At 73.7% G+C, this 24,106-nt stretch carries 27 protein-coding genes; 10 read left to right on the forward strand and 17 right to left on the reverse strand.

The genetic code is table 11. From position 1 onward, the window contains the following. Positions 1-29: 29 nt before the first annotated feature. From ligA to ACIBMZ_RS07995, 6 genes are all read right to left on the reverse strand, one after another. Positions 30-2,165 (reverse strand): NAD-dependent DNA ligase LigA, encoded by a 2,136-nt coding sequence (gene ligA, locus ACIBMZ_RS07970; RefSeq protein WP_396691808.1) that lies wholly within the window; start codon positions 2,163-2,165, stop codon positions 30-32. A 105-nt stretch (positions 2,166-2,270) separates the two neighbouring features. Further along, a complete protein-coding gene (locus tag ACIBMZ_RS07975) occupies positions 2,271-3,275 on the reverse strand; it encodes an ADP-ribosylglycohydrolase family protein (protein WP_396691809.1) in 1,005 nt (334 codons plus the stop codon). Positions 3,276-3,314: 39 nt separating this feature from the next. After that, entirely contained in the window at positions 3,315-3,686 is a 372-nt protein-coding gene (locus ACIBMZ_RS07980; protein ID WP_396691810.1) for a VOC family protein, read from the reverse strand. Positions 3,687-3,722: 36 nt separating this feature from the next. After that, complete coding sequence (locus ACIBMZ_RS07985) at positions 3,723-4,724, reverse strand: methionine synthase (RefSeq protein WP_396691811.1); 1,002 nt, start codon at positions 4,722-4,724, stop codon at positions 3,723-3,725. A gap of 16 nt (positions 4,725-4,740) precedes the next feature. Next, positions 4,741-5,814, reverse strand: coding sequence for a tRNA 2-thiouridine(34) synthase MnmA (mnmA, locus tag ACIBMZ_RS07990; RefSeq protein ID WP_396691812.1), 1,074 nt, complete (start codon positions 5,812-5,814; stop codon positions 4,741-4,743). A gap of 100 nt (positions 5,815-5,914) precedes the next feature. Beyond that, on the reverse strand, positions 5,915-7,090 hold the full coding sequence (locus tag ACIBMZ_RS07995) for a cysteine desulfurase family protein (protein ID WP_396691813.1): 1,176 nt from the start codon (positions 7,088-7,090) through the stop codon (positions 5,915-5,917). A 20-nt stretch (positions 7,091-7,110) separates the two neighbouring features. On the opposite strand from ACIBMZ_RS07995, the gene ACIBMZ_RS08000 reads away from it, so the two are divergent. Beyond that, positions 7,111-7,686: an anti-sigma factor gene (locus tag ACIBMZ_RS08000; protein ID WP_396691814.1), complete on the forward strand. Its 576-nt coding sequence runs from the start codon at positions 7,111-7,113 to the stop codon at positions 7,684-7,686. A 101-nt stretch (positions 7,687-7,787) separates the two neighbouring features. On the opposite strand, the gene ACIBMZ_RS08005 is transcribed toward ACIBMZ_RS08000, so the two are convergent. The 4 genes from ACIBMZ_RS08005 to ACIBMZ_RS08020 all read right to left on the reverse strand — a co-directional run bounded on the left by ACIBMZ_RS08005 (position 7,788) and on the right by ACIBMZ_RS08020 (position 10,938). Then, positions 7,788-8,747, reverse strand: a complete 960-nt coding sequence (locus tag ACIBMZ_RS08005; protein ID WP_396691815.1) for an electron transfer flavoprotein subunit alpha/FixB family protein — start codon at positions 8,745-8,747, stop codon at positions 7,788-7,790. A 12-nt stretch (positions 8,748-8,759) separates the two neighbouring features. Further along, positions 8,760-9,539 carry an electron transfer flavoprotein subunit beta/FixA family protein gene (locus ACIBMZ_RS08010; RefSeq protein ID WP_396691816.1) on the reverse strand — a complete coding sequence of 260 codons (780 nt, stop codon included), beginning with the start codon at positions 9,537-9,539 and terminating at the stop codon, positions 8,760-8,762. A gap of 191 nt (positions 9,540-9,730) precedes the next feature. Then, complete coding sequence (locus tag ACIBMZ_RS08015; RefSeq protein ID WP_396691817.1) at positions 9,731-10,144, reverse strand: hypothetical protein; 414 nt, start codon at positions 10,142-10,144, stop codon at positions 9,731-9,733. Continuing rightward, complete coding sequence (locus ACIBMZ_RS08020) at positions 10,141-10,938, reverse strand: GNAT family N-acetyltransferase (RefSeq protein WP_396691818.1); 798 nt, start codon at positions 10,936-10,938, stop codon at positions 10,141-10,143. The genes ACIBMZ_RS08015 and ACIBMZ_RS08020 overlap by 4 nt, the downstream gene beginning before the upstream one ends. Before the next feature lie 40 nt (positions 10,939-10,978). Between ACIBMZ_RS08020 and ACIBMZ_RS08025 the strand changes: the two genes are divergently transcribed. The 3 genes from ACIBMZ_RS08025 to ACIBMZ_RS08035 are packed head-to-tail and all read left to right on the forward strand — an operon-like array spanning position 10,979 to position 12,114. Continuing rightward, on the forward strand, positions 10,979-11,368 hold the full coding sequence (locus ACIBMZ_RS08025; RefSeq protein WP_396691819.1) for a YidH family protein: 390 nt from the start codon (positions 10,979-10,981) through the stop codon (positions 11,366-11,368). Then, a complete protein-coding gene (locus ACIBMZ_RS08030; RefSeq protein ID WP_396691820.1) occupies positions 11,365-11,667 on the forward strand; it encodes a DUF202 domain-containing protein in 303 nt (100 codons plus the stop codon). The genes ACIBMZ_RS08025 and ACIBMZ_RS08030 overlap by 4 nt, the downstream gene beginning before the upstream one ends. A 30-nt stretch (positions 11,668-11,697) precedes the next feature. After that, positions 11,698-12,114 carry a PLD nuclease N-terminal domain-containing protein gene (locus ACIBMZ_RS08035; protein WP_396691821.1) on the forward strand — a complete coding sequence of 139 codons (417 nt, stop codon included), beginning with the start codon at positions 11,698-11,700 and terminating at the stop codon, positions 12,112-12,114. A 22-nt stretch (positions 12,115-12,136) separates the two neighbouring features. Here the strand turns inward: ACIBMZ_RS08035 and ACIBMZ_RS08040 are convergent, their stop codons facing one another. Both ACIBMZ_RS08040 and ACIBMZ_RS08045 read right to left on the reverse strand, forming a co-directional pair. After that, positions 12,137-13,759 carry an acetolactate synthase gene (locus tag ACIBMZ_RS08040; protein ID WP_396691822.1) on the reverse strand — a complete coding sequence of 541 codons (1,623 nt, stop codon included), beginning with the start codon at positions 13,757-13,759 and terminating at the stop codon, positions 12,137-12,139. 68 nt (positions 13,760-13,827) lie between these two features. Then, positions 13,828-14,601 (reverse strand): enoyl-CoA hydratase/isomerase family protein, encoded by a 774-nt coding sequence (locus tag ACIBMZ_RS08045; RefSeq protein WP_396691823.1) that lies wholly within the window; start codon positions 14,599-14,601, stop codon positions 13,828-13,830. A 100-nt stretch (positions 14,602-14,701) separates the two neighbouring features. Here ACIBMZ_RS08045 and ACIBMZ_RS08050 point away from each other — a divergent pair, with 100 nt between their 5' ends. From ACIBMZ_RS08050 to ACIBMZ_RS08060, 3 genes are all read left to right on the forward strand, one after another. Then, on the forward strand, positions 14,702-15,181 hold the full coding sequence (locus tag ACIBMZ_RS08050; protein WP_396691824.1) for a DUF6232 family protein: 480 nt from the start codon (positions 14,702-14,704) through the stop codon (positions 15,179-15,181). Between the two features lie 77 nt (positions 15,182-15,258). After that, positions 15,259-15,741, forward strand: coding sequence for a DUF6232 family protein (locus ACIBMZ_RS08055; RefSeq protein ID WP_396691825.1), 483 nt, complete (start codon positions 15,259-15,261; stop codon positions 15,739-15,741). A 45-nt stretch (positions 15,742-15,786) separates the two neighbouring features. After that, positions 15,787-16,605, forward strand: coding sequence for a hypothetical protein (locus tag ACIBMZ_RS08060; protein WP_396691826.1), 819 nt, complete (start codon positions 15,787-15,789; stop codon positions 16,603-16,605). A gap of 17 nt (positions 16,606-16,622) precedes the next feature. On the opposite strand, the gene ACIBMZ_RS08065 is transcribed toward ACIBMZ_RS08060, so the two are convergent. Continuing rightward, on the reverse strand, positions 16,623-17,078 hold the full coding sequence (locus tag ACIBMZ_RS08065) for a rhodanese-like domain-containing protein (RefSeq protein ID WP_396691827.1): 456 nt from the start codon (positions 17,076-17,078) through the stop codon (positions 16,623-16,625). Positions 17,079-17,149: 71 nt separating this feature from the next. Between ACIBMZ_RS08065 and ACIBMZ_RS08070 the strand changes: the two genes are divergently transcribed. Beyond that, complete coding sequence (locus ACIBMZ_RS08070; RefSeq protein WP_396691829.1) at positions 17,150-18,190, forward strand: helix-turn-helix domain-containing protein; 1,041 nt, start codon at positions 17,150-17,152, stop codon at positions 18,188-18,190. Here ACIBMZ_RS08070 and ACIBMZ_RS08075 read toward each other — a convergent pair. Together ACIBMZ_RS08075 and ACIBMZ_RS08080 are read right to left on the reverse strand one after the other, a co-directional pair. Then, a complete protein-coding gene (locus tag ACIBMZ_RS08075; RefSeq protein ID WP_396691910.1) occupies positions 18,172-19,071 on the reverse strand; it encodes a ribokinase in 900 nt (299 codons plus the stop codon). The genes ACIBMZ_RS08070 and ACIBMZ_RS08075 overlap by 19 nt on opposite strands. A gap of 90 nt (positions 19,072-19,161) precedes the next feature. Continuing rightward, positions 19,162-20,004, reverse strand: coding sequence for an ABC transporter ATP-binding protein (locus tag ACIBMZ_RS08080; RefSeq protein WP_396691831.1), 843 nt, complete (start codon positions 20,002-20,004; stop codon positions 19,162-19,164). Positions 20,005-20,135: 131 nt separating this feature from the next. On the opposite strand from ACIBMZ_RS08080, the gene ACIBMZ_RS08085 reads away from it, so the two are divergent. Continuing rightward, positions 20,136-20,279 (forward strand): hypothetical protein, encoded by a 144-nt coding sequence (locus ACIBMZ_RS08085; protein WP_396691832.1) that lies wholly within the window; start codon positions 20,136-20,138, stop codon positions 20,277-20,279. Between the two features lie 112 nt (positions 20,280-20,391). Here the strand turns inward: ACIBMZ_RS08085 and ACIBMZ_RS08090 are convergent, their stop codons facing one another. Next, positions 20,392-21,567: an ROK family protein gene (locus tag ACIBMZ_RS08090; protein ID WP_396691834.1), complete on the reverse strand. Its 1,176-nt coding sequence runs from the start codon at positions 21,565-21,567 to the stop codon at positions 20,392-20,394. 163 nt (positions 21,568-21,730) lie between these two features. On the opposite strand from ACIBMZ_RS08090, the gene ACIBMZ_RS08095 reads away from it, so the two are divergent. Then, complete coding sequence (locus ACIBMZ_RS08095) at positions 21,731-23,203, forward strand: glycoside hydrolase family 3 protein (RefSeq protein WP_396691835.1); 1,473 nt, start codon at positions 21,731-21,733, stop codon at positions 23,201-23,203. A 205-nt stretch (positions 23,204-23,408) separates the two neighbouring features. Here ACIBMZ_RS08095 and ACIBMZ_RS08100 read toward each other — a convergent pair whose 3' ends face one another. Further along, positions 23,409-24,068, reverse strand: a complete 660-nt coding sequence (locus tag ACIBMZ_RS08100; RefSeq protein ID WP_396691911.1) for a GNAT family N-acetyltransferase — start codon at positions 24,066-24,068, stop codon at positions 23,409-23,411. Positions 24,069-24,106 lie beyond the last annotated feature (38 nt).

A 24,106-nucleotide genomic window follows, 5' to 3' on the forward strand; every position in this document is an offset into this window, starting at 1 on the left:
GAGTGCCCGCAAGATCGGCACGTCTCGCGTCACTCGTCGACGCGGGCCACCGCGCGCGCCGCGTCCGCGCCGGAGTCGAGCAGCACCCGGAAGCCCTCCTCGTCGAGGATCGGCACCTTCAGCCCGGCCGCCTTGTCCGCCTTGGAGCCGGGGTTGTCGCCGACCACCACGAAACCGGTTTTCTTGGACACCGAGCCGCTGACCTTGCCGCCCCGGGACTGGATCGCCTCGGCGGCCTGGTCCCGCGAGTAGCCGGACAGGGTGCCGGTGACCACCACGGTCACCCCCTCCAGCGGTCGAGGCCCCTCCCCCTGCGCCTCCTCGGCCATCCGTACGCCCGCGTCGGCCCACTTGCGGATCACCTCGCGGTGCCAGTCGACGGCGAGCCACTCGCGGATGCTCACCGCGATGGTGGGGCCGACACCGTCGACGGAGGAGAGTTCCTCCTCGGAGGCGGCGTCGATGGCCTCGATCGACCGGAAGTGCCGGGCGAGCGCCTGCGCGGCGGTCGGCCCGACGTGCCGGATGGAGAGGGCCACCAGCACCCGCCACAGCTCGCGTTCCTTGGCGACGGCGAGGTTGTCGAGCAGCTTGACGGCGTTGCTGCCGAGGCTGCCGTCCTTGTTGACGAAGAACGGCGAGCGGGCCAACTGCTCGGCGTCGAGCGAGAACAGGTCCCCCTCGTCGGTGATCACCTGGGCGTCCAGCAGCGCGGCGGCGCTCTTGTAGCCGAGCGCCTCGATGTCGAACACCTTGCGCCCGGCCAGGTGGTAGACCCGCTCGCGCAACTGCGCCGGGCAACTGCGCGAGTTGGGGCAGCGGATGTCGACGTCGCCCTCCTTCGCCGGGGCGAGCGGGGTGCCGCAGGCCGGGCAGACGGTGGGCATGACGAAGGCCCGGGCGTCGGGCGGACGCAGCTCGACCACCGGGCCGAGCACCTCGGGGATCACGTCGCCGGCCTTGCGGATCACCACCGTGTCGCCGATCAGCACCCCCTTGCGCTCCACCTCGCGCGCGTTGTGCAGGGTCGCGTACGCGACGGTGGAGCCGGCCACCTTCACCGGCTGGAGCAGCGCCCGGGGCGTGACCCGACCGGTCCGTCCGACCTCGACCTCGATGTCGAGCAGGGTGGTGTTGACCTCCTCGGGTGGATATTTGAAGGCGATCGCCCAGCGGGGTACCCGGCTGGTCGAGCCGAGCCGGCCCTGGATCGGCACCGGGTCGACCTTGACCACCACGCCGTCGATCTCGTGCTCCACGTCGTGCCGGTGCGCGGCGTAGTGCGCGATGTAGTCCCGGACGCCGGTCAGGTCGGGCACCACCCGCCAGCGGTCGCTGGTCGGCAGCCCCCAGGCCCGCAACGCCGAGTACGACTCGGACTGGGTGGCCGGCTGGAAACCGTGCCGGGCACCGATGCCGTGCACCACCAGGCGCAGCGGCCGGGACGCGGTGATCCGTGGGTCCTTCTGGCGCAGGCTGCCGGCGGCGGCGTTGCGCGGGTTGGCGAACGGCGCCTTGCCCTGCTCGACCAGGCCCGCGTTCAGGTCGGCGAAGGCGGCGACCGGGAAGTAGATCTCGCCACGCACCTCGATCAGCTCGGGGACCGGCCCGAACTCCGCCGAGTCGGTCAGTCGGCCGGGCACGTCCCGGATGCTGCGCACGTTGGCGGTGACGTCCTCACCGGTGCGACCGTCGCCCCGGGTCGCCGCCCGCACCAGCCGGCCCGACTCGTAGGTGAGGTTGATCGCCAGCCCGTCGACCTTCAGCTCGCACAGGTAGGGCACCGGGCCGCCCGCGTCCCGCTCGACCCGCTCGGCCCACGCCGCCAACTCCTCGTCGGCGAACGCGTTGTCCAGCGACATCATCCGTTCGGCGTGCGCGACGGGGGCGAAGTCGGTGGAGAAGGTGCCGCCGACCCGCTGGGTCGGCGAGTCCGGCGTGCGCAGCGCCGGGAACTCCTCCTCCAGCGCCGCCAACTCCCGCAGCAGCCGGTCGAACTCGGCGTCCGAGACCGTCGGCGTGTCGAGCACGTAGTAGCGGTACTGGTGCTCGGTCAGCTCCTGGCTCAGGGTGGCGTGCCGGTCCCGTGCCTGCGGGGTGGGCTCGGCGCCGGCCGCCGCCTCCTGTGCCGCGCTGACCTGCTCGCCGATGGCTTCCTCGGACACCCCGCGACCTCCTGTGATGGCTACCCCGGCACGGTATCCGGCGGGTCGGACAGTTCGCCGACAACCCCACCGGTTCCCGCCGGTCAGCGCCGCCGCGCCGCCGGGTCAGCGCTGCCAGGCGGCAGCGAGGGCGGCGAGTTGGTCGGCGTACTCGATGCGACCGGCCCAGTCGGCGGGCCAGGCGGTGACCCCCACGGCGGCACCGACGAACGCCCCGGCGAGAGCGGCGATCGAGTCGGAGTCACCGGCGGTCCGGGCCCCCCGGGCCAGTGCCCCGACCGGGTCGTCGGGGTGCCGGACGGCGCAGTGCAGCGCGGTCGCCAACGCCTCCTCGGCGATCCAACCCTCACCGGTCCACCGGCACGGGTCACCGCCGTCGTCCGCTCCGGCGAGCGCCGCGTCGAGCCGGGACAGCGCACGCAGGCACTCGTCCCAGCCCAGGGCGGCGAACTCGGCGGGCGTCCGCGCGCCCGCGCGCTGCCACAGGTCACCGAGCCAGTCGCCCCGGTAGACCTCGCGCTGGTCCCGGGCGCGGGCGGTGAGCAGGCCGGGCAGGTCGGCCAGCGCCGCGCCGTCGACCAACAGCCGCACCGCGTACGCGGTCAGTTCGCTGGCCGCCAGCGCGGTCGGGTGTCCGTGGGTCAGCCCGGCCTGGAGCTGGGCCAGCCCGGCGAGGGTGTCGAGGTCGACGTCGAGCAGACCGACCGGGGTGACCCGCATGTTCGCCCCGCAGCCCTTCGACTCGACCTGGGTGGCCTGCTGCCACGGCAGCCCACGGGACAGCTCGCCGCAGGCCCGCAGGCAGGTCATCCCGGGCGCACGGTCGTTGTCCGGGCTGGCCGCCCAGGCCAGGAAGCGCTGCCGCAGCAGCGGCTCGACCGCGTCGGGGGTGTACGCGGGCGCGTCGTACAGCGCCCAGCCGACCGCGAGCGCCATCTGGGTGTCGTCGGTGACCAACGCCGGATCACCGACCAGGTCCCGGGGTCCGGTCGGGCCGTACCGGCGCTCGATCTCGGCCACGCTGAGGAACTCGGTGGGCTTGCCCAGGGCGTCACCGTAGGCGAGTCCGAGGAGCGAGCCGGCGGCCCACCCGCGCGAGGGGCTGATCATGGTGACGATCATGCCCGCTCGGGCGGGCCGGCGCGACGGTCAGACCTCCCAGCACAGGCAGAACGGGTGCCCGGCCGGGTCGGCGTAGACCCGGAATCCCTCGCCCTCCCCCGGCAGCCGCCGCGCGCCCAGCGCCAGCGCGGCCCGCTCGGCGACCTCGATGTCGTCGACGGTGACGTCGAGGTGTAACTGTTGCGGCCGTTCCGGGTCGGGCCAGGTCGGCGGACGCAGGTCGGGTGCCTGCTGGAAGGCGATCCGGGGCTGGTGGCCGGGATGCCCGCCCAGCACCACCCACTCGTCGCCGTCGCAGTCCTCCTCGATCAGCGGCAGGCCGAGCAGTTCGGCGTAGAAGGCGGCCAGGGCACGCGGGTCGGGGCAGTCGATCACGGTGGAACGCAGTCGTCCGATCATGCCCGGCATGCTGCCCCCGAGCAGCGTGCCGAAACCTCACTCCTCGACGATCCGCCGACCCGCGTCGCGACAGGCGGACAGCACCGCGCGGACGTACGCCGGGGTGGCGCCGGCCAGACCGCACGCGGGGGTGACCACCACCTGCTCGGCGAGTCGGCGACGCGGGAAGCCGAGCCGGTCCCAGACGGTGCGGACCCGGTCGGCGACCTGGGCCGAGGTCGGCGCGCGACCGGCCGGTGCGGTGGTCGGCGCGGCACCGGCGAACAGGCCCAGCCCGGCGTCGATCGCCTCGCCCAGCGCGTCCAGGTCGGTGACCAGGTCCAGGTCGAGGGCGACACCGACCGCGCCGGTGGACCGGATCAGATCCAGCGGTACGTCCGGAGCACAGCAGTGCACCACGGTCGGTACGCCGACCGCCTCGACCACCGTGCCCAGCAACGCCCGCGCGTCCTCCGGCAGCACCGCCCGGTAGGTGCCGAGGCCACTCTCGGTGGGCACCCGTCCGGCCAGGACCGCCGGCAGCGACGGCTCGTCCACCTGGAGCAGGACGGCGGCCCGGGGCACCCGGCGGGCCACCGCCGCGACGTGCGCGCGCAGTCCCTCGGCGAGCGAGCCGGCCAGGTCGCGCACCGCGCCGGGGTCGCGCACCATCCGGCCGCCGACCGGCAGTTCCAGCGAGGCGGCGAGGGTGAACGGACCGGGTGCCTGCACCTTGATCGGGCCGGCGTACTCCTCGGCCTGCTCGGCGAGCTGGTCGAGGTCGCGTTCCATCAGGTCCCGCGCGCGGCGCAGGTCCCGACCGGGGCGCAGGGCCACCCGCCAGCGGGCCGCGTACAACTCCACGGGCAACTCGACCAGCAGGCCGGCACCGCGCCCGATCAGGTCCGCGCCCGGGCCACGGGCCGGCAGCTCCGGCAGGTGGGGCAGGGTGGGCAACTCGCCGAGGACGATCCGCTGCGCCTCGGCGACGTCGGTGCCGGGCAGCGATCCGATGCCGGTCGCCGCGCCGGCCGGCCAGGGCCAAACCTGATCACTCACGGCCGAAGGGTACCGGTCAGTCGGTGATCGTGGCGGAGCCGAGCACGATGTCACCGGCCGGGTCGGGTCGGTACGCGACGATCGCCTGGCCGGCGGCGACGCCCCGGACCGGCTGCCGCAGGTCGGCACGGAGCGCGTCGCCGTCCACGGTGACCTCGGCCGGCACCACGACGCCGTGCGCCCGCAACTGCACCTCGCAGTCGATCGGGCCGTCCGGGCGTGGGCCACCGGTCCAGACCGGACGGGTGGCCCGCACCTGCGCCACCTCCAGCGCCTCGGCCGGGCCGACGGTCACGGTGTTGGTGGTCGGCGTGATGGAGAGCACGTACCGGGGTCGGCCGTCCGGGGCCGGGCGGTCCAGGTGCAGGCCGCGTCGCTGGCCCACGGTGTACGCGTACGCACCGGCGTGCGTGCCCACCACCGCGCCGGTGCTGGCGTCGACCACGTCGCCGGGCGTCTCGCCGAGCCGCTGGGCCAGGAAGCCCCGGGTGTCGCCGTCGGCGATGAAGCAGATGTCGTGCGAGTCGGGCTTGTCGGCCACCGCCAGGCCCCGGTCGGCGGCCTCCTGCCGGACCTGTGCCTTGGTCGAGTCGCCGAGCGGGAAGATCGACCGGTCCAACTGCGCGCGGGTGAGCACCGCCAGCACGTACGACTGGTCCTTGGCCAGGTCGACGCTGCGCCGCAGCAGCCCGTCCGGGCCGAGCCGGGCGTGGTGGCCGGTGACCACGGCGTCGAAGCCCAGGGCCACCGCCCGGTCCAGCACCGCCGCGAACTTGATCTTCTCGTTGCAGCGCAGGCACGGGTTGGGGGTACGCCCGGCGGCGTACTCGGCCACGAAGTCGTCGACCACGTCGGCGTGGAACCGGTCGGCCATGTCCCACACGTAGAACGGGATGCCCAGCACGTCGGCGGCGCGGCGGGCGTCCCGGGAGTCCTCCAGGGTGCAGCAGCCCCGCGCTCCGGTGCGGTAGGTCTGCGGGTTGCGGGCCAGCGCCAGGTGCACGCCGGTGACGTCGTGACCGGCCTGCACCGCCCGTGCCGCCGCCACGGCGGAGTCCACCCCGCCGGACATCGCCGCCAACACCCTCACCCGGACCACGCTCCCTTCCCGCCGAGCCTATCTCCGTGCCGCCGGTCGGCGGTCGTCCCGGTCCGGCGTCGAAGCCGGTCCCACCGCCACGCGTGCTACGTCAGCGGGGCGTCCGCAGCGCCGCCGCCCGTCGGGCCCGCTCGACGGCCGCCGGCAGGGCGGCGATGAGCGCGTCGACCTCACCGGCGGTGCTGGTGTGACCGAGCGAGAAGCGCAGCGACGAGCGCGCCCGGTCGTCGTCGGCGCCCATCGCGAGCAGGACGTGCGAGGGCTGCGCCACTCCGGCGGAGCACGCCGAACCGGTCGAGCAGGCGATGCCCTGGGCGTCCAGCAGGAGCAACAGCGCGTCGCCCTCGCAGCCGGGGAAGGAGAAGTGTGCGTTGCCGGGCAGCCGGTCCGTCGGGTCGCCGTTGAAGACCACCTCGGGCACCGCCTGCCGTACCCGCTGGACCAGGTCGTCGCGGAGTGCGGCGACCCGGGTGGCGTACTCCTGCTGCCCCTTGACCGCCGCCTCGACGGCGACCGCGAAGGCGACGATGCCGGCGGTGTCCAGCGTGCCCGAGCGCACGTCACGCTCCTGACCGCCGCCGTGCAGCAGCGGCACCGCCGCGACGTCCCGGCCCAGCAGCAGCGCACCGATGCCGACCGGGCCGCCGAGCTTGTGGCCGGTCACGGTGAGCGCGGCGACGCCGCTGGCGGCGAAGTCGACCGGCACCTGGCCGACCGCCTGGATCGCGTCGGTGTGGAACGGGACGCCGTACTCGGCGGCGACCGCGGCCAGGTCGCCGACCCCCTGGACGGTACCGACCTCGTTGTTCGCCCACATGGCGGTGACCAGGGCCACCCGGTCGCCGTGCGCGGCCAGTTCGGCGCGCAGCGCGTCGGGGTGCAGCCGGCCGGTCCCGTCGACCGGCAACGAGCCCACCTCGGCGCCCTCGTGCGCGCCCAGCCAGTCCACCGCGTCGAGCACCGCGTGGTGCTCGACGGCGCTGGAGACCACTCGGGTCCGCCCACCGTCGGCGTCCCGGCGCGCCCAGAAGATGCCCTTGACCGCGAGGTTGTCGCTCTCCGTGCCACCTCCGGTGAAGATCACCTCGGACGGCCGGGCCCCCAGCGCGGCGGCCACCCGTTCCCGCGACTCCTCGACCCGCCGCCGGGCGAGCCGGCCGGACGCGTGCAGGGAGGACGCGTTGCCGACCTCGCGGGCGGTCGCGACGTACGCCTCCAGTGCCTCGTCGAGCATCGGAGTGGTCGCGGCATGATCCAGGTAAGCCATCACGGTTCAGCCTAACGACCGTGCCCGCCTCGGCCGCAGTCCGGAGTACCGGCCGCCGGGCTCACGCCGGAACCGCCGTCACCACGACGCGCGGCTCGCCGTCGGCACCGCTGACCGGTGCCGCACCTGGCGCACGATCGGCTGGTCTCTTCCGGCACTCGGCGAGAGCGAGGCGGAGGAGACCGACCGCACCCACCTCGACGGTTGTCCACACTGCCGGGGCAAGTGGGAGAACCTGCGCGACCGACCCGGCCCCACCGGCCCAGACGGTGGTGGCCAGCGCCCGGCTCGACGCGTACGGCAGCACGCCGGCTCGGGCCCGGGGGGACGCGCGGGTGCTCGACAGCGGCGAGCTGCACCCGCATGTGGCGAATCTCCCGGCCGTGCCGGGGTACTACGAGGTCTGGCTCATCAACCCGAACACCATGGAGATGTTCTCGATCGGCGTGCTCGGCACCGGCAACGAGGTGCTGCTGCCGCTACCGCCCAACGTCGACCTGGGGAAGTACTCTGTTGTCGACGTCTCCGCCGAACGGTTCGACAACGACACCGCCCACTCCGGGGACAGCCTGTTGAGGGGCTCTTTGACGGGCTGATCGGCGGGCCGGTTCAGCTCCCCGGCCCGCCGATCAGCTCCCTCGGCTCAGACGACGAAGCCGCCGCCCGGTGTTGCGGGCGGCGGCTTCGCGGTCACGCCTCACTTGCGCTTGCGGATCTCCTCGGCGGCCTGCGGGACGATCTTGAACAGGTCACCGACCACGCCGAAGTCGGCCAGCTCGAAGATGGGCGCCTCGCCGTCCTTGTTGACCGCGACGATCGTCTTCGAGGTCTGCATGCCAGCCCGGTGCTGGATCGCACCGGAGATGCCGAGCGCCACGTAGAGCTGCGGGGCGACGGTCTTGCCGGTCTGGCCGATCTGGAACTGGTGCGGGTAGTACCCGGAGTCGACGGCGGCCCGGGAGGCGCCGACCGCGCCGCCGAGCAGGTCGGCCAACTCCTCGACCAGCTTGAAGTTGTCGGCGTTGCCGACGCCGCGACCGCCGGAGACCACCACACCGGCCTCGGTGAGCTCGGGGCGCGAGCCCTTCTGCTCGGCCACCCGGTCCACGACCCTGGCCAGCTTGTCGGTGTCGCCGACGGTCACCGTGAGCTGCTCCACCGCCGGGGTGGCGGCGGCCGGGGCCGGGGTGACCGAGTTCGGCCGGACGGTGACCAGCGGCAGGCCACGGGTCACCTTGGAGGTGACCACGGTCGAGCCGGCGAAGGCCACCTGGGTGGCGGTGCCGTCGGCGGCCAGGCCCACCACGTCGGTCAGGATGCCGTTGTCCAGCTTGACCGCCAGCCGGGCGGCGATCTCCTTGCCCTCCTGCGAGGAGGCGAGCAGCACGGCGGCCGGCTGCACCCGCCTGACCAGGTCGGCGACCACGGTGGCCTTGGGCGCCACCAGGTAGCCGTCGATCTCCTCACCCTCGGCGGCGTAGATCTTCTCCGCGCCGTACTCGCCCAGCTTGCCGGCGAGCGCGTCGGCGGCACCGGCGCCGCCGAGCACCACCGCCGCCGGAGTGCCCAGCTCGCGCGCGAGGGTGAGCATCTCCAGGGTGACCTTCTTGACGCCGAACTCCCGAGTGGCTTCGACGACGACGAGAACCTCAGACATATCCCGCACCCCTCACACGAACTTCTCGGTGGCGAGGAACTCGACCAACTGGACGCCACCGGAGCCGTCGTCGGTGACCTTGACCCCACCGGAACGCGGCGGGCGCTTGCTGTGCTCCAGCACCGTGCTGGTCGCCCCGGCCAGGCCCACCTCGTCGGCGGCGACCCCCAGGTCGGCCAGACCCAGCGTCTGCACCGGCTTCTTCTTGGCGGCCATGATGCCCTTGAACGACGGGTACCGCGGCTCGTTGATGGTGTCCCAGACGGAGACCACGGCGGGCGTGGAGGCGGTGACCACCTCGTAGCCCTCCTCGGTCTGGCGCTCGACGGTCAACGTGCCGCCGTCGACGGTGAGCTTGCGGGCGCCGGTCAGCGCCGCCACGCCCAGCCGCTCGGCCAGCATGTGCGGCAGCACCTGCACCCGGCCGTCGGTCGACTCGGCACCGCAGAGCACCAGGTCCGCGCCGAGCTGGCCGAGCGCCGCGGCCAGCACCTTCGAGGTGGCCACCGCGCAGGAGCCGTGCAGGGCGTCGTCCACCACGTGTACCGCCTTGTCCGGGCCCATCGACAGCGCCTTGCGGATCGACTCGGTCGCCCGGTCCGGCCCCATGGTCAGGATCGTCACCTCGCCGCCGTGCGCCTCCTTGATCTTCAACGCCTCTTCGATGGCGTATTCGTCCATCTCGTTGATGACGTTGTTCGCCGAACCGCGGTCGACAGTGTTGTCGTCAGTACGCAGGTTGCGGTCCGCGCCCGAATCGGGCACCTGCTTGACGAGTACGACGATGTTCATCGCGCTTCGACGACCCTCCTGCTGTGGTGGTGTGCTCAATCGCCCCTGGTCTGGGGCGCAGCCTTGCGTGTCTGTTGCCGTCAGGTCAACTGTGGGCTGCTGTGCAGTTGCCCACGAGGCGATGTTACCTGTCGGTAGCATAGGCTTCCCCGCGCGACGGACGTGACGCAGCTCACCGGAGGAGGCGTCGGTCAGGACGACTCGCCCAGCACGTCCTTGATCCGACCGATCGCCTCGGCCTCGGCCGGACTGACCCCCTGATGGGCGCGGGCGGTCCGGTCCGCGGCGGTCAGCACCACCTCGCGGTAGACCCCGACGTCCTGCGGCGCCTTCTCGGCCAGGATGCCGACCGCCCGGCGCAGCGCCGGGAGCACCACCGACTCGATCTCCAGCGCCGAGTCGCGCGGCAGTTTCGGCAGCGGTCCGCTGGTCAGCGCCTCCTTCACCACCCCGCTGGCATCGGAGATCGCCCCGGAGGCGGCGAAACTCTCCCGGAAGACCGCCAACAGGCCGGGCTCGGCGTTCGAGACCATGAGGACCGCGCCGAAGGCACCCGTCTTGAGGGTCAGCTTCTCCTCGTCCGTCAGCCGCTGCGTCATGATCACGGAGTGTAGACGTAGGGCGTGGTGGTGGTGACCACGACGAGCCCGAGCCGCTCCAACAGCGGACGACTCTCCACTGCGGCGTCGACCTGCAACAGCGTCCGATCGCGCTGACCGGCCGACCGGGCCCGGTAGGTGACCAGCGCCCGGTGGATCCCCCGCCGCCGCCACCGAGGCCGGGTCGAACCGCCCCAGAGCGTGGCGAAGGTGGTTTCCGCCGGATACCGCACCCAGCCCGCACTGACCAGCGTCTGGTCCGCCTCGGCCACCACCACGGTGATCGACTGCGGGTCGGCGTCGATCTCCCGGGCCAGACCATCGGCCAGGCCGGACAGGTCCTCGCCCCAGAGCTGCGTCTCCAACTCCGCGATCCGCTCCAGGTCCGCGCGGCCGGTCACCTCGCGCAGGCGTACGCCCTCCGGCACCACCGGCAACGCGGAGGCCAGCGGCGCGACCGGCCCGACCATGACGGACTCCTCCGCCTCCGGGGTGAACCCGGCCGCGCGCAGCCGCTGCGGCAGGTCGGTCGGCTCGTCGTGGCCGTGCAGCTTCCACTCCACCGGCTCGCCCCGCTCGACGGCGACCGCCACCTGCCGGGCGATCAACTCGTCCAGCTCGGCGCCGCCCAGACCGTCGAGATCGCGATAGGTCACCAGGCCCCGGCCGTCCCGACCGAGCACCCGGAACACCGGACCGTCCCGCTGGACCAGGACCCCGTCCGGCACCGGATCGGGCAGCCCCGGCCGCAGATGGGTGTCGTACGCCGTACGCAACGTGATCGCGTCAAGATCCGCCATGTTTCCAGTTATGCCCGACCGGAACCGGATAATCACCTGCGTGTGGCAGTTGATCAAGAATTGGTTCGACCCGCAGGAGATGCGGTCGGCGGGGCGCACCCCCGACTACCGCTTCTCGCTGGCCAACGAGCGGACCTTCCTGGCCTGGCTGCGTACCGGGCTGGCGCTGATCGCCGGTGGGCTCGCCTCCGCGCAGTTCCTGCCGGAGATGCCCGCGTCCCACCTGCGCGAGGTGATCTCGGTGGCGCTGCTGCTGCTCGGCGGGGTGGTCGCACTCCGGGCGGTGGACCACTGGGCGCGCAGCGAACGCGCCATCCGGCTCGGCCGGGAACTGCCCGCGTCCCGGTTCCCGGCGGTGCTCGCCCTGGTCGTCGCACTCGGCGCGCTGCTGCTCACGGTGGCGGTGCTGGTCGGCGCGGTGGGCCGATGAGCGCCGTCCGCGATCCCGGGCTGCAACCCGAGCGGACCCGGCTGGCCTGGCGGCGCACCGCGTTGGCGATGACCGTGGTGGTGCTGCTGGCCGTCCGGCTCGCCCTCACCGGCGGCCCCGTCGGGGCGCTGCCGGCCGCGCTGGCCGTGCTCGGCTGGGTGGCGGTGGTCACGCTCTGTTGGCGGCGGAGCAGCACCGTCGGCGCGGCTGCCGGCGGCGGCCGTACGCTCGCCCTGGTGGGGCTGGGGACGGCCGGATTCGCCCTGCTCGGCGTGTTGCTGGTGCTGCGCGGGGTGTGACCATCTCGTCCGGTAGGACATGATGGGTACATGGCCCGGCTGTACATCCTCCTCTTCGTGGTGCAGGTCGTCCTCGCCGTCTGCGCCCTGATCAGCTGCCTGTCCGCCGAGGAAGACGACATCCGTCACCTACCCCGGATCGCCTGGTTGCTGATGATCCTCTTCGCCCCGCTGATCGGCTCGATCGCCTGGTTCGTCGCCGGGCGCCAGCGCAAGGCCGACGGTGGCGGTATGTGGTCGACGGGCGCGCGACCGGCCGAGCGGGGGCCCCAGCGGCCACTCGCCCCGGACGACGATCCCGAGTTCCTGCGCTCGATCGAGGAACGGTCCCGCAAGGAGGACCAGGAACTCTTCCAGCGCTGGGAGGAGGACCTCCGTCGGCGCGAGGACGACCTGCGCCGACGCGAGGGCGACCCGCCGCGCGAGGAACCCCGCCCCGAGGTGTGACCGGCCGGGGCGGGGTCCGCGCTCAGGCCAGGTTCGAGGAGCGCGGGTACGCGTCGGCCGGGTCGGTGAGCACGTTGACCAGGTACGGCACTCCGGCGTCGAACGCCCGAGCCAGGGCAGGCCCGAGGTCGGCCGCCTTGGCGACCGTCTCCCCCGCACCGCCGAGCGCGCTCACCACGTGGTCGTACCGCAGCTCGGGCTGGAGGTCGGCGGCGACGTCGTAGCCGTACATGGCCCGCATCGGGTGCTTCTCCAGACCCCAGATGCCGTTGTTGCCGACCACGATCACCACCGGCAGCTTCTGCCGGACGAGGGACTCGACGTCCATCAGCGAGAACCCGGCCGCGCCGTCGCCCATCAGCACGCAGACCTGCCGGTCCGGGTGGGTGATCCGGGCCCCCATCGCGTAGCCCAGGCCGGTGCCGAGGCAGCCGTACGGGCCCGGGTCGAGCCAGGTGCCGGGCTGGGCCGGCTCCAGGTAGCGCCCGGCGTACGAGACGAAGTCGCCGCCGTCGCCGATGGTGACCGCGTCGCGGGCGAGGACCCTGCGCAGCTCCCCGTAGACCCGGGCGGGCCGGATCGGGTCCGTCTCGGCGGCCATCTCCTCGGCGTCGCGGGCCTTGGCGGCGTCCTCGGCGGTGCGCAACTGCGCCACCCAGTCACCGTGGTCGGCCCGCTCGCCGGTGTACTCGGCGAACGCGGTGAGCACCGCCCGCAGGTCACCGGCGGGAGCGACGGCCGTCTCGACGTGCGAGGCGCGCTGGCTCGGCGCGTCCACCACGTGCACCACCGTGGCGTCGCCGAAGTCGCCGAAGGAGAGCCGGAAGTCCAGCGGGGTGCCGACCACCACGACCACGTCGGCGCCGGAGAGGGCGACCCGGCGGGCCTTGGCGAAGGCCAGCGGATGCTCCGGCGGCAGCGCGCCCCGACCCATGCCGTTGGTGAAGACCGGCACGGTGAGCGCCTCGGCGGCGGCGCGCAGCGCGTCCACGGCGTCACCGGCGTACACGTCGGAACCGGCGACGATGACCGGGCGGGCCGCACCGGCGATCAGCCGCGCGGCGGCGGCCACCTCGTCGGGGTCGGCCTCGACCGCCTCGACGCCCGCCGCCGTGGGCAGCTCGGCGTCGCCCACCGAGAAGATCGCCTCCAGCGGGAAGTCGAGGAAGACCGGACCCCGGTGCGGGGTGAGCGCGGTGCGCAACGCGGCGGCGACCGCCCGGGGGATGTCGTCGGCGGTGAACACGGTCTCGGCGTGCTTGGTGACCGGGGCGACCAGCGGCAGGTGGTCCATCTCCTGGAGGCTGCCCGAGCCCCAGCGGAACTGCGGGGCCCGGCCACCCAGCACCAGCACCGGTGAGGCGTTGAAGTAGGCGCTGGTCAGCCCGGACACACCGTTGGTCACGCCCGGCCCGGCGGTGAGCACGGCCAGGCCGGGGCGACGCTGGAGCTTCGCCACCGCCTCGGCGGCGAAGACGGCGGACTGCTCGTGCCGTACGTCGTAGATCGGGAAGTCGGACTTGTACGCGGCGTCGTAGAGCGGGAACACGTGCCCGCCGGAGAGGGTGAACATCTCCCGCACCCCGTACGCGCGCAGCGCCGCGAGTGCGAGTTCCCCGCCGTGCCCCTCGATCCGCTCCGTCATTCCCGCTCCTTCTCGTCGGCCGACCGGAGTCACACGCTACTGGCCGGTAGCTGGAATGTGAACCATCTTCACCGGCCGGTGAAGTCCGGCTTCCGCTTCGCCACGAACGCCGCCATCCCCTCCCGCCGGTCGTCGGTGGCGAACAGCCCCGCGAAGAGCTGACTCTCCCAGGCCAGGGCCGAGTTCAGGTCCATGTCGAGGCCGCCGTCCACGGCGAGCTTCGCCGCCCGCAGCGCCTGCACCGGGCCGCGCAGGTACGGCTGCACCAGCGCCACCGCCGCGTCGTAGACCTCACCGGCCGGAGCGACCCGGTCGGCCAGACCGATCCGCAGCGCCTCGTCGGCGTCGACCATCCGGCCGGACATGATCAGATCCTTGGCCCGCGCCGGCCCGACCAGCCGCGCCAACCGCTGGGTGCCACCGGCACCGGGGATGATGCCGAGCTTGATCTCGGGCTGGCCGAGCCTGGCGTCCTCGGCCACCACCCGCCAGTCACAGGCCAGCGCCAGCTCGCAGCCGCCACCGAGGGCGTACCCGGTGATCGCGGCCACCACCGGCTTGGGGATCCGGGCGATCGCACCGAGCGCGCTGGACAGGTCGGCCGCCCGGTCGGCCATGTCCACATAGGACATGTCGGCCATCTCCTTGATGTCCGCGCCGGCCGCGAACATCTTCTCGCCGCCGTACACGATGACCGCGCGGACCTCGGGGTCGGTGGTGGCGGCCGACGCGGCGGCCCGCAACTCCTCCTGCACCTGGGTGTTGAGCGCGTTCATCGGTGGCCGGTCCAACCGGATGGTGCCGATGCCGTCCCTGGTCTCCAGCCGCACGAACTCACCCACGCTGGCCCTCACTTCCTCGTCGAAGTCGCCTGCCAACCTTACGGCGCACCTGGTCGGACACGTAGTCTGGCCGCCAGTCCCACCACCCGGAGTTCCCGCGATGGTCACGTACTACGACGACAGGTCCGTTCAGGTCACCTCCCGCGCCGTCACCGTCGACGGCGACTCATACCCGCTGACCGAGATCAGCGAGGTCTGGCACCACCGGGGCACCCTGTCCTGGCGGGTGCTGGCCGGGCGCGGCGCCCTCGGCGCGGCGATGGTCGTCCCGCTGGTCTTCGCCGTCATCGGCATCGTCATCGGAATCTGGCTCGACAAGTCCCCGACCGTCACCGTAGCCGTCATCGGCACCTCCGTGCTGATCGGCCTGGCCGCCGGACCCATCGCCGACCAGCTCTTCGAGTACTTCGACCGCTCGTACGCCCGGGGCAGCCGCCAGCGGGAGGTGTGGATCCGCTGGCGCGGACACCCGGTCCGGCTGCTCCAGACGCCGGACGCGCTGCGGTTCGGGCAGATCTACCGTGCCGTGCAACGGGCCATGGAGGCGACCGAACCGGCCCGGCCGCCCCGCCGTCGCTGACCGAGTTGACCTCCGGGTGACGGAGGCTGACCTCCGCGTGACAGACACGGGACGCCCGGAGGTGGTTAGGCTTAGTGATGGCGCTCTATTACCGGGACGACACGGTGCAGGTGACGTCGGAGTCGATCCGGGCCGCAGGACACGTCATCCCGATGGCCGAAGTGACCTACGTCTGGCACGCCAAGGGACAGACCACCCTCGCCGTACGGGGACGGGTGCTCGGCCGCGGCGTCCTGGTCCTGCTGCTGTCCCTGCCCCCGCTGGTCGGGCTGATCTGCGTGATCTCGCTGGCCTGGTCGGCCTCGGACCGGGGCGAGTGGATGCCCGCACTGATCGTCTTCGCCGCCTGCGTGGTCATCGCGCTGGCGTTGGTGCCGTTCCTGGAGATCCCGCTCGGCTGGCTGGACCGCTCCTACGAGCGCGGCAACCGGGTCAACGAGCTGTGGGTGCAGTACCGGGGCCAGGAGGTGATGGTGCTGCGTACCCCCGACGCGCTGCGGTTCGGGCAGATCTACCGGGCGGTGCAGCGCGCCGTCGAACAGCAGGGCGACCACTGGTGACCGGCCGCGCGGTGCCGCTGGCCGGCACGACGCACACTTGACTCCATGGCGATCCCTCTTCCCCGGCCGACCTCGGTCGTCGGTCTCACCCGTTCCGCCCTCGACCAGGCCGCGTCGTTCGCGGCGGTCCCGACCCGCGCGTTCGCGGTGCTCGACGGCGTGGAGGAGCTGCTGACCCGGATCAACGGCGTGGTCGACCGGATCGAGGGCGTGGTGGACCGGGTCGAACAGACCCTGGACCGCACCGACCAGATGCTCGCCGACGCCGACGGGGCCGTCCGCGAGGTGGCGGTGATCAGCGCGGCGGCCACCACCGCCGTCCGGCAGGCCACCGAGCTGACCACCACGGCGGCCGGGGTGATCGGCGAGGCCGAGCGGGTGTCGGCCGCTGCCGCCACGGTGGTGGCCAACGCCGAGCAGGTGTCGACGGCCGCCGCCACGGTGGTGGCCAACGCCGACCGGGTGGCCCAGGCCGCCGAGGGCGCTGTCGACACCGCGACGTCGGTGGCCGGGCGCGCCGCCGGCACGGTGGGCGCGGCGGCCGAGGCGGCGGCGACCGCGGCCGAGCTGCTGGCCGCGTACGAGCCGGCGCTGCGCCGGGCCGCCCCGATGGCCAACCACTTCGTCGAGCAGCTCAGCGAGGAGGAGGTCACCGCCGCCGTACGCCTGGTCGACGAGCTGCCGAGGCTGCGTGAACACCTCACCTCGGACGTCCTGCCGATCCTCGCCACCCTGGACCGGGTCGGCCCGGACCTGCACGACCTGCTCGACGTCACCCGGGACCTCAAGCTCGCCGTGGCCGGCATCCCCGGCCTGGGCATGCTGCGTCGACGGGGCGAGAAGCTGAGCGACGACGCGGGCTGATCCCGCCCGGGTCCCGGTCAGCAGCCGCAGGCGGCCCGACGGGGCGCGGTCAGCTCGTCCACCGGCCGGCGCGTCACCCCGGTCCCGGTGACGACCGGCAGTCCCTCGCGGACCCAGTACTCGTAGCCGCCGCGCATCTCCTTCACCGGGTAGCCGAGCCGGGCGAACTCCAACGCCGCCCGGGTGGCGCCGTCGCAGCCGGGACCCCAGCAGTACGTCACCACCCGCGCCCCCGGCGGCACCGTCGCCACCGCCTCGGCGGCGATCCGGGCGGTGGGCAGGTGCACGGCCTCGGGCAGTCGGCCCTGCGCCCAGGCGTCGTCGTAGCGGGAGTCGACCACCACCAGGTCGGGCACCCCGGAGGTCAGGTCGGCGTACACGTCGGAGACGTCGGTCTCGTACCGCAGGCGGGCGAGGAAGTGGGTGACGGCGGCGTCCGGCGCGGCGGCCGGTACGGCGAAGGCACGGGTCATGGTCTCGATCCTCGACCGCTGACGGGACGACGACCAGTGGCGGTCACGCCGTACTGCGCTAACATCCCGCCATGGCTCCGGCGGACCGCACCGTCGCCGTGCTCGCGTACCCGGGGATGTCGGTCTTCGAGACCGGGATCGTCACCGAGGTCTTCGGGCTCCCCCGGCCCGAACTCGGCGTGCCCTGGTACACGCTGCGGCTCTGCGCCGAGCGTCCCGGCCCGGTGCCGCTGATCGGCGGCGCCGGTCTGCACAGCCCGTACAGCCTGGGCGATCTGGCCGCCGCCAAGACGGTGATCGTGCCCGGCGTGCCCGACGTGCACGGCACACCGTCGCCCGCACTGGTCGCCGCCCTGCGCCGGGCGCACCGGGCCGGCGCCCGGGTGGTCTCCCTCTGCTCCGGCGCGTTCGCGCTGGCCGGTGCCGGCCTGCTCGACGGGCGTCGGGCCACCACCCACTGGCGGTACGCCGACCTGCTGGCCCGCCGCTATTCCCGGGTGACGGTGGATCCCGACGTGCTGTACCTGGACGACGGGGACGTGCTGACCAGCGCGGGCAGTGCCGCCGGGCTGGACCTCTGTGTGCACCTGGTCCGCCTCGACCACGGGGTGGCGGTCGCGAACGCGGTGGCCCGACGGCTGGTGATCCCACCGCACCGCGACGGCGGTCAGGCGCAGTTCATCGAGGCGCCGGTGACCACCGGCCCGGACGACGACCGGATCGCCGGCAGCCTCGCCTGGGCGTCGGCCCACCTGAGCGAGCCGCTGACGGTGGCGCGGCTGGCCCGGCAGGCGCACATGTCACCCCGCACCTACCTGCGGCACTTCGCCCGGGCCACCGGCACCAGCCCGATCCGGTGGCTGATCGATCAGCGGATCCGATCCAGCCTGGCGCTGTTGGAGACGAGCGACGCACCGGTCACCGAGATCGCCGCCGCCGTCGGATTCGACACGCCGGTCACCTACCGCCACCACTTCGCGCGGACGATGCGGACCTCGCCGTCGGCGTACCGCCGGGCGTTCCGCGCCGACGGCGACGCCACGACGACGCGCGCGACCGGCCCCGGCGACGGACGCCGCAACGGGCCTCCCGGTCAGGGTCCCGGGACGTAGAGCTGGTCGATCTCGACCCGGTGCGGCAGCGACACGCTCGCGCCGAGCCGACGGACGCAGGCCGCGCCCGCCGCCGCCGCCCAGCGGACCGCGTCGACCAGGTCCCGCCCCTCGCCCCAGGCCACCGCGAGTGCGGCGGTGAACGCGTCTCCGGCGGCCGTCGAGTCCACCGTGTCCACCGGCACGGCCGGCACGTGCACGGCGGTGCCCTCCCGGTCGCCGTACCAGGCGCCCTGCCCACCGAGGGTGAGCACCGCCCGGGGCACCAGGTCGAGCAACGCCCGTGGCTCGTCCCGGCCCCGCCCGGTGTACGTCTGCGCCTCGTTCTCGTTCACCACCAGCAGGTCCACGGCGGCCAGCAGCTCCGGCGGCAACGCGATGGCCGGCGCGGCGTTGAGCACCACCCGGGTGCCGGCGGCCCGGGCGGCCACCGCCGCCTCGGTCACCGTCTCCACCGGGGTCTCCAACTGTGCGACCAGCACGTCCGCATCACGTACGGCGGCCAGCTCGGCCTCGGTGAGCGCGCTCATCGAGGCGTTCGCGCCCGGCGTCACCAGGATCGCGTTCTCACCCTCGGCATTGACCATGACCAGGGCCACCCCGGAGGCGCCGTAGCTGGTGCGGAGCTGGCTCGCGTCGACCCCGGCGGCGGTGATCCGGCCCCGCAGGGTCACCCCGAAGGAGTCGGAGCCGATCGCGCCGAGGAAGGTGCAGGCGGCACCGGCGCGGGCGGCGGCGATGGCCTGGTTGGCCCCCTTGCCGCCGGGGACCATGACGAAGTCGGTGCCGAGCGTGGTCTCCCCCGGCCGGGGCAGGGTCGGCGCGGTGGCGACCAGGTCCATGTTCGCGCTGCCCACCACGACGATCCGGGTCTGGCGCACGGAAGCCTCCTGCGGCTGGATCGATGGCATGAAAGGAAGGGTCCCCTGCTATACCGCAGGCGTGAGAAAGGTGCCCTTCCTTTCACGCCGTCAGGCGGCGCGCGCGGTGTACCGCTCGCCGTGACGTTCGACCAGCAGCGGCAGGCCGAAGGTCTTGGTCAGGTTGTCGGCGGTGAGGGTGTGCTCCAGCAGGCCCTGGGCCATCACGGCACCGTCGCGCAGCAGCAGCGCGTGGGTGAAGCCGGGCGGGATCTCCTCCACGTGGTGCGTGACGAGCACCAGCGCCGGGGCGTCCGGGTCCTGGGCCAGCTCGGCGAGGCGGCCCACCAGGTCCTCCCGCCCGCCGAGGTCGAGCCCGGCCGCCGGTTCGTCCAGCAGCAGCAGCTCCGGGTCGGTCATCAGCGCCCGGGCGATCTGCACCCGCTTGCGCTCCCCGTCGGACAGGGTGCCGTACGTCCGGTCGGTCAGCGCTCCGACACCGAGCTGGTCGAGCAGCGCCCGGGCGCGGGACTCGTCGGTCGGGTCGTAGCTCTCCCGCCAGCGGCCCACCACCGACCAGGCCGCCGTCATCACCACGTCCACGGCCCGCTCGTCGGCGGGCAGGCGATCGGCGAGCGCGGCGGTGGTGAGCCCGATGCGGGTACGCAGCTCGGTCACGTCGGTACGGCCGATCCGCTCGCCCAGCACGTGCGCCGTCCCCGTGGTCGGGTGCAGCCGCCCGGCGGCGAGGTTGAGCAACGTGGTCTTGCCGGCACCGTTGGGGCCCAGCACCACCCAGCGTTCGTCCAACTCGACCCGCCAGTCCACATCGTGCAGCAGGGCGGTGCCGGACCGGCGTACGGCGACGCCGTCGAGGCTGACCACCAGATCCGCGTCCACGGGTGAGGGGGCGGGGGTGGCGCCACCGGCGCCAGGGATCAGGTCACCAGTCACCCGCCCATCCAACCACGCAGCAGCGGGCTGCCCCCACGGGCGTACGCGCCCGCCGTAGGGTGAGGCGCCGTGTCATTCCTCACCCCAGGGGCGGGTGCTGGGCGCCTCCGCCCCCCGAGCAGTCGCCGGAGGTGCGGTGGCGTACCGATCGCCCGGGTCGAGGACGTAACAGCGCCTGCACCAACCTGCTGTCCGGCTACTGCGACGGCCTGTACGTCCTGACCTGGCGGCCGGCGCTGGCCGTGCTGCTGTCGCTCACCGTCGGCTCACCGTGACGGCCTTCGTGCTGTTCCGACGCCGCGACCTGACCCGAGCACCGACCCGGAGGCGGCAACTCCTTGCCACCTTCGGGCCAATGCTGAAGAATTCCTTCACATGGACGGCTGCTCAGCCGACCGTGGAGCCGAAGACCTCGTCCCGGACGGCGTCCAGCGCGGTACGCAACGCGCCGTGCAGGATCGGCTCCTCGGTCAGCCCGGTGGACACCACCCGGGGACGGACCAGCGTGATGGCGGCCACCTCGTGCTGCACCCGCTCGGCCAACGCCGCCCCGCCCGCCTGACCGACCTCACCGGCGAGCACCACCAGCGGCGGGTCCAGCACCACACAGGTGCTCGCCACCCCCAGGGCCAGCCGCCGGGCCACCTCGTCGAGCATCGGCCCCCCGGCGGTGCCGTCGGCGATCGCGGCGCGGACCGCGTCGGCCGCCCCGGTGTCCGGGTAGCCGTGTTCACGGGCCAGCGCGCGGACCGCGTCGGCGCCGGCCACCTGCTGGAAGGCCGGCTTGGCCCGTCGGGAGACATCGCGCGGGATGGGCGCGCCGGGCACCGGCAGGTAGCCGATCTCGCCGGCCGCGCCGCTGCTGCCGTGGTGCAGCCGACCACCCAGCATGATCGCCAGACCGACACCGGCACCGACCCAGACCAGCACGAAGTCCGACAGGCCCTGGGCCGCGCCGGACTGCGCCTCGGCCACCGCGGCCAGGTTCACGTCGTTCTCGAAGACCACCGGGGTGTCGAGGTCGTCGCGGAGCGCAGCGAGCAGGCCACGGTGCCAGCGCGGCAGGTTGAACGCGAAGGTGATGTCGCCGGTGCCCGGGTCCACCAGGCCGGGGGTGCCGAGCACGATCCGCCGTACGCTCGACAGTTGCGCACCTGCACTGCCGGCCACCTGCACCACCGCGTTGTGCACCACACCGACCGGGTCGTCGGTGTCCTGGGTGGACTGTTCGACCCGGCCGATCACCGCGCCGGTGATGTCGGCACAGGCGGCCACCACCCGTTCCGGGCCGACGTCCACGCCGACCACGTACGCACTGCTCGGCCGCACCGCGTAGAGCTGGGCGTTGGGCCCCCGCCCGCCGGCCTGCTCACCCACCCGGGCGACCAGACCACGCTCCTCCAGCCGCTCCACGAGCTGGGAGGCGGTGACCTTGGACAGGCCGGTCAGCTCGCCGAGCCGAGCCCGGGTCAGCGGCCCCTGCTCCAGCAGCAGTTCCAGGGCCGCACGGTCGTTGAGGGCGCGCAACAGACGTGGGGTGCCGGGCAACCGGGTCGCACTCATGCCATGTCCTCATGTATTAGTAAACTTTGCTAACTATCTTGCTTTGGTAACAGTAAACCGACCTTGGAACGGGTAGCCGTAGCGTATCGGCCGGGTGGAGGCAGGGCTCTCGGCCGACCCGGTACGAGATCCGCACCGGCCGGCACCGAGAGGAGACACCCCCGTGGGGATCGATCCAGGACTCCGCCGACTGGCGCTGGGCACCCTGCTGGCCGCGTACCCGGGTCCGGTCCCGCCCGACTGGGCGGTCGAGTTGGTCGCCGAAGGTCTGGCCGGACACACCCTGTTCGGCACCAACGTCCACCGACCCGAGCAGGTGGCGAGCGCCACGGCGGCACTGCGGGACGGGCGGTCGGACGTACTGGTCGCCATCGACGAGGAGGGCGGCGACGTCACCCGGCTGGCACACGGCACCGGCAGCCCGTACCCGGGCAACGCGGCGCTCGGCGTGATCGGCGACGTGTCCCTCACCCGCCGGGTCTACCACGCCATCGGCGCCGAGTTGGCCGCCCTGGGCATCACCGTCGACCTGGCCCCCACGGTCGACGTCAACAGCGCCGACGACAACCCGGTCATCGGCACCCGCTCGTTCGGCGCCGACCCGGTCCGGGTGGCCGCCCACTCGGCGGCGGCGACCACCGGGCTCCAGGCCGCCGGGGTGGCCGCCTGCGCCAAGCACTTCCCCGGCCACGGCGCGACGATCGCCGACTCCCACCACGAACTACCCACCGTGGACGCGTCGCCGGATCTCCTGCGCCGACGCGACCTGCCACCGTTCGCGGCGGTGATCGCCGCCGGGGCGAAGGCGGTGATGACCGCGCACATCCGGGTCCCGGCACTCACCGGCGACCTGCCGGCCACCTTCAGCCGCGCCGTCCTGACCGACCTGCTCCGCGACGGGTACGGCTTCGACGGCGTCGTGATCACCGACGCGCTGGAGATGCGGGGGGCCACCCTCGCCGCCGGTGGCGTCGCACCCGGTGCGGTGCGCGCCCTGGCCGCCGGAGCCGACCTGCTCTGCATCGGGGCCACGGTCGACGCGAACCTGGTCGAGAGCGTCGCGGCCGAGATCGTCACCGCACTCGGTGACGGCCGACTCGACCGCGCCCGGGTGGAGCAGGCCGCCGACCGCGTCGCCGCCCTCGCCGCCTGGACCCGCAGCGCGCGCCCCGGGAGCAGCGTCGTCCCCGACGGTCTGGGCTATGCCGCCGCACGTCGGGCGGTACGGGTGGAGGGCGTGCTGGCCGGGCTGGACACGCCACTGGTGGTCCAGTTGTACGCCCGCTCCACCGTCGCGCAGGGCCGGGTGCCGTGGGGGCTCGGCCCACACCTCGACGGCACCGAGGAGATCCGGGTGGTCGCCGCCGAGGCCGACCCGGAGGCCCTGCGCCGCCGCGCCGGCACCCGCCCGATCGTGCTGGTCGGCCGCCACCTGCACCGCCTGCCGGGGGGTCGGGAACTGGCCACCGCACTGGCCGCCACGCACCCGGTGGCGGTGGTCGAGATGGGATGGCCGGCCGCCTGGCGACCGGCCGGCGTCCAGGCCTTCGTCACCACCTTCGGTGCGAGCCACGCCAACGGGCGGGCCGCCGCCGAGGCGCTGGGTCTGACCGGGCACGCCGAAACCACACGCTGAGTCACCCCGCCGCCGGTTCCGTGCCGAGGCGTCCGGCCAGGTCAAGTCCACTTCTCGACAGCACGGGCCACGCGGTGGCTACTTGCCGACCACCACTCGGATACGTAGCGTGATCGCAGCGAGCCGCACGTGGGCCTGGGGGGAGGCTGCGGACCGTGGATCCGGCCCGGGATCCACGGTCCGCGCCCTGCCGTCAGGTCGACGGTCAGCCGGGATAGACGCCGTACGACCGCCAGCCCCGGTCGGGGAAGCCCGCCGCCTCCGCCACCCGGGCCGAGGCGGCGTTGTCCCGGGCGTGCAGATAGGTCGGCACCGCGCCGTCCGCGAGCACCCGACGCGCGGCCTGGGCCACCAGCCGCCGGGCCAACCCGCGCCCCCGGGCGGCCGGGACCGTGCCCACCGCCAGCTCGTGGCCGTGCCGGTCGTGCCGCTTGACGCCGACGCCGGCCAGGTAGCGGCCCCGGTCGTCGCGCACCACCAGGACCGGCCGGTCGAACAGGCGCAACCAGGACGGCAGCCCGGCGGAGCCGGGCGGCACCCACTCACCGACGTCGGGCAGGGGTGCGGGAGCGACGCTCCACCGGAAGACGTCGTCGTGCACCACCCAGCGCGGATGGCCGACCGCCGCCGGCAACGCGTGGGGCAGCGACTCCGGCCGACGGGCCAGTTCGCGGACCGCCGCGACCCGGTCCGGGGCCACCGAGAGCACGGTGCTGGCACCGGCGGTGACCGCGATGGCCGGCCGCAGCCGACCGCCCCAGGCCGGGCGGGCACGCCGGCCGGCACACACCACGTGCAGCCCGGGGCCCGCCGGCCACTGTCCGAGCCAGGTCGCCAGGTGCAGGTGGAGTCGCCGGTCGAGCATCGTCCACCTCCGCACCGTCGCTCCGGCTTCCGCCGATC

Source organism: Micromonospora sp. NPDC049900, from assembly GCF_044461025.1.
Lineage (GTDB): Bacteria > Actinomycetota > Actinomycetes > Mycobacteriales > Micromonosporaceae > Micromonospora.